The 4,033-nt window shown below is 75.7% G+C and carries 3 protein-coding genes and 1 pseudogene; all 4 read right to left on the reverse strand.

The window, feature by feature from the left end; genetic code table 11:
* Positions 1-1,610: cell division protein PerM (locus ABEA81_RS42175; protein ID WP_345613661.1), on the reverse strand; the 1,610-nt coding region annotated here is incomplete at its 3' end.
* A 79-nt stretch (positions 1,611-1,689) separates the two neighbouring features.
* Positions 1,690-2,427 carry a phosphotransferase family protein gene (locus ABEA81_RS42180; RefSeq protein ID WP_345613663.1) on the reverse strand — a complete coding sequence of 246 codons (738 nt, stop codon included), beginning with the start codon at positions 2,425-2,427 and terminating at the stop codon, positions 1,690-1,692.
* Between the two features lie 115 nt (positions 2,428-2,542).
* The gene (locus ABEA81_RS42185; protein ID WP_345613665.1) at positions 2,543-3,367 is read right to left on the reverse strand and encodes a DUF5336 domain-containing protein; all 825 of its coding nucleotides are present in this window, start codon (positions 3,365-3,367) and stop codon (positions 2,543-2,545) included.
* A 403-nt stretch (positions 3,368-3,770) separates the two neighbouring features.
* Positions 3,771-4,033, reverse strand: a pseudogene (locus ABEA81_RS42190) (succinate--CoA ligase subunit alpha); the annotation flags it as partial.

Below are 4,033 nucleotides of genomic sequence, written 5' to 3' on the forward strand. Positions count from 1 at the left end.
CGCTCGTCGGCGGCGGTCTCGGCCCGGTCGCCGGCGTCGGTCTTGTCGTCGGCATCGGTCTTGTCGTCGGCGTCGGCCCGGTCCTCGGCTGAGTCGGCGGGGTCGTCGTCCCGGCGCTGCGCACCAGCATCGCGGCGCCGGGAGGCGGGCACGGCTCCGGGCTCGCCTCCGGCGGGCTCTCCGGTATCGCCGCCCTCGTCCCGGTCGTCCGCACGTCCGGCCGGATCCTCGGTGTCCTCGTCACCGGCCGGCACGTCGCCGGTCTCCCGCACGCCGCCCGTCGCTGCCTCGGCCGGCGCATCGACCGGGCCGTCCGGCCGGTCATCGCCTGCTGCGCCGCCGGCCTGCCGCGCACCGGCATCGACGGCGTCGCCCCCGGGCGAGTGGTCCGAGCCGCCACCACGGGCGCGGTCGGCGCGGCCCGGGCCCGACCGGAGCACCGCGACCAGCATGATGGGCACACCCACCCACAGCAGCACCGCCGGCACGAGCAGCTCGACGGGCAGCCGCACCGGGTCGAACGGGCCGCTGGCCAGCCGGCCGCCGGTCAGGAGCGCGAGCAGGCCCATGACGCCAGCGGTGGCACCGGCGGTGGCGAGGGCCGCCGAGAACCGGTAGCGGGCAGGCGCCGCGCGGCGGCACGCCGTGCCCGCGAGCAGGCCGACGCCGATCGGCAGCACGAACACCGCGAGCGCCCACACCGGCGGCATGCCGCTCGGCAGCGCCGCGAGCAGCGGGAAGCGCGACGGCGCCGAGGTGTTCGTGACGAACGGAGACGCCGTGGCGGCGCCGACGGTGATCCCGGGGCCCACGGCCCAGCTGACGCCACCGACCACGGCGTTGGGCAGGTAGGCGATCGCCAGGAACGTGACGCCGACCCCGGCCCCGAAACCAGGGGCCAGCCGCGAGTAGGCCGACGCCACCTCGCCCGCCTGCACCGCCAGGCTCGCCAGCAGGACGGCGGATCCCGTGAAGGCCAGCCCGGTGAGCGCCACCGCCGTGCCGCGCATGGCCGGGCGGAGCCACCCGGGCAGCCGCGCTGCCACGTCGGCGGGCAACCCGCACACCCGCACGACGCCGGCCGCGGCCGCGAACCCGGACACCAGGCCGCCCCCCACCATCGCCGACCACGGAGCCACGGCGACCTCTGCCGCCCGCGGGAGCAACGCGCTGCCGAGGACCGCGACCGCGGCGTGGGCACCGGCCACCGCGGCGAGCACCGCGCCCGCATCGTGGCGGGGCCGGCAACCGAGCCGGCGTACCGTCCAGCCCGCTCCCAGCGCGATCACGGCGGCGACGCCCGCCGTCGGCAGCAGGGGCAGCACGCTGACCGGCTGGCCCTCCAGCACGAGGGGGATCTGGTGCGCGGCGAGCCAGAGCGGGATCGCCGCGGCGAACGCTCCGTCGACCGAGACCGCTCCGCCGGCCGTGAAGATCACCACCGCGGCGGCGGGAACGAGCAGGGCGTAGCTGAGCAGCACCGTGCCCATCGCGCCGGCCAGCAGCAGCCGCAGCCGGTCGAGCCCCTCGACCCCGTGCTCCGCCCCGCTCGGGGTGGTCCCCGGATCGGAGGCCGCGTCGTGGTCGGTGCCGGCGAGGGTGCGCGTCACCCGCCCAGGGTCGCAGCGCGACCCGCTCGAGTGGAGCAGGCTCGCCGCTGGAAGTCGGAGCCGTCGAACTCGTGCGGCCTCACATCCGGGACCTCAGCACGTCGAACTCGCAGCCCGGCGAGGACGGGTCGAAGCCGTGCTCGACCAGCCAGCGCGCGCCCCGCAAGCTCCGCAACGACCACCACGCGCGGATCACGTCGAGATCGACGTCGGTGCCGTAGCCGGCGACGACGTCATCGAGGTGCTCCTCGTGCCCGAGCGTCAAGGTGGCGAGGTCGTACATCGCATCGCCCGGGGCCGCCTCGGACCAGTCGAGCACGCCGGTGACCTCGTCACCTTCGACGAACACGTGGGTGAGCTGCAGGTCGCCGTGCGTGAACGCCGGGGTCCACGGCCGGAGCGCGGCCTCGGCGATCCGGCGGTTGTGCACGACCAGGTCTGCCGGGAGGACACCGTTCGTGACGAGCCACTCGCACTCGGCGTCGAGCTCCGATGCGATCTCGGCGACGCTCCGGCCGGGCCACGGCGGCAGCGGCGCGTCGTGCAGCGTCCGTGCGGCGGCACCCGCCGCGGCCCACGCCGCCGACGAGGCGGTCGACGGCTCGCCGAGGCGCCCGAGCGCCGTCCCGGGGAGTGCGGCGAGCGCGAGCACTGGCGGTCGCCGCCACCGGACCTCCGGAGTCGGGATCGGCGCCATGGCCATCGCCTCGACCTCGACGTCGGCGCGCCTCTGATCAGCATCGATCTTCAGGAACACGTCGCCGACGCGCAGGGTCGCGCGCTCGTCATGGGCAACGACGACTTCGACCTCGTCCACGTCGGTCATCATCGCGGCGATGACGACCGACGTCGCCCGGTTTTGTCACGCGCGACCGACCGCCGACGGGCCGGGCACCGGCGCCGTCCGCCGTCGAGGTCCGTCAGCGCGCGTTCTACCCGGGCGGGTTGTTCGAAGGACCGTTCTGGCCGGGCTGGCGGTCGCCGGGCTGCTTGATGATCCGGGTCTGCTCGCCGCCGGTCTGGTCGGCGTCACCGTTCTCCGGCCGGGCGGGTGCGTGCGTCTGGGGAATAGCGGTGGTGGGCTCGCCCTGGGGCACGGGGGTGCCGGGTGCGCTCGGGGTGTCGCCACCCTCCGTGGCACCGCCGTACCAGCTCGGCGCGGCGCCCCCGGGGCGCGCGCCCGGGTCGGCCCCGCCCCACGGGGCCTGCGGCTGCTGCCCGTAACCGCCCGGGGCCCCGTAACCCTGCTGGCCGTACCCCGGCTGCTGCTGGCCGTACCCGGGCTGCTGCCCGGGCTGGCCGAAGCCGGGTGCCCCGTAGCCCTGCTGACCGTATCCCTGCTGCGCCCCGTACTGCCCGTAGCCGCCAGGCTGGCCGTACCCCGGCGGGTACTGGCCGTAGCCGCCCGGCTGGCCGTAGCCCTGCGGCGCGCGGGGCCGGGGCGCAGGCGCCTTGACCAGGCCGGCGTCGAGCAACACGGCGCCGATCGCGGTCACGGACTCGAGGAACGCCAGCACCAGCGCGATGATCGCGGGCGTCGAGGCCCCGCCCTGGGTGACGGCCTGCAGCAGGAACAGCGTGCCGGTGACGACGATCACCGCGGCGGGCACCAGCACGCGCCCCACCTTCGGCAGCAGGGCTCCGCCCGCGAGCAAGCCGCCGCCGAGCAGCAGGAAGCCGATGAGGCTGCCGGAGAGCCCGAGCTCGACGAAGCTCAGCACGTAGATCACGAGACCGAGCCCGGCGGTGGCGAGCACCAGCAACCGAGCGGGGCCGGGAGCGAGCTGAGGCGCTTCCGGCGTGGCGGGCGTCGATTCCGAGGTCGAGGCGACGCCTGCCGGCGACCCGGATGCCTGAGCCGCCGGGGGCGGCGATGCCGACGGTGGGGTCCCGGGCCCCTGGGCTCCTGGCTGCTGGCTCATGAGAATCTCCCTCCGTGCGGACTCCCGCGGTCCAGCGCAGGCGGTGCGACCGAACGTAGTCCATCGAGCGCCCGCCGGCCGCGGCGGGCGATCAGCGCTCCCGGGAGGCGGGGAGCTCGTGCAGCCCGCTGTGGCCGCTCCACCGCCGGGTCACGGTCCTCGGTGCAGCAAGGCCACCTTCCTGCAGCATCGCTGCGGGAAGGTGGCCGTGGCCTTGCTGCAATCCGGTAGCGGCTGATCAGCCCGCGGCGAGGATGTCCTTCATCAGCTGGGCGGTCTCGCTGGGTGTCTTGCCGACCTTGACGCCCGCGGCCTCCAGGGCGTCCTTCTTGGCCTGGGCGGTCCCGGCCGAGCCGGAGACGATCGCCCCGGCGTGCCCCATGGTCTTGCCCTCCGGGGCGGTGAACCCCGCGACGTAACCGACGACCGGCTTGCTCACGTTGGCCTTGATGTAGTCCGCGGCCCGCTCCTCGGCGTCCCCGCCGATCTCACCGATCATCA

The organism is Pseudonocardia adelaidensis (assembly GCF_039543345.1).
In the GTDB taxonomy this organism is placed as follows: Bacteria; Actinomycetota; Actinomycetes; order Mycobacteriales; family Pseudonocardiaceae; genus Pseudonocardia; species Pseudonocardia adelaidensis.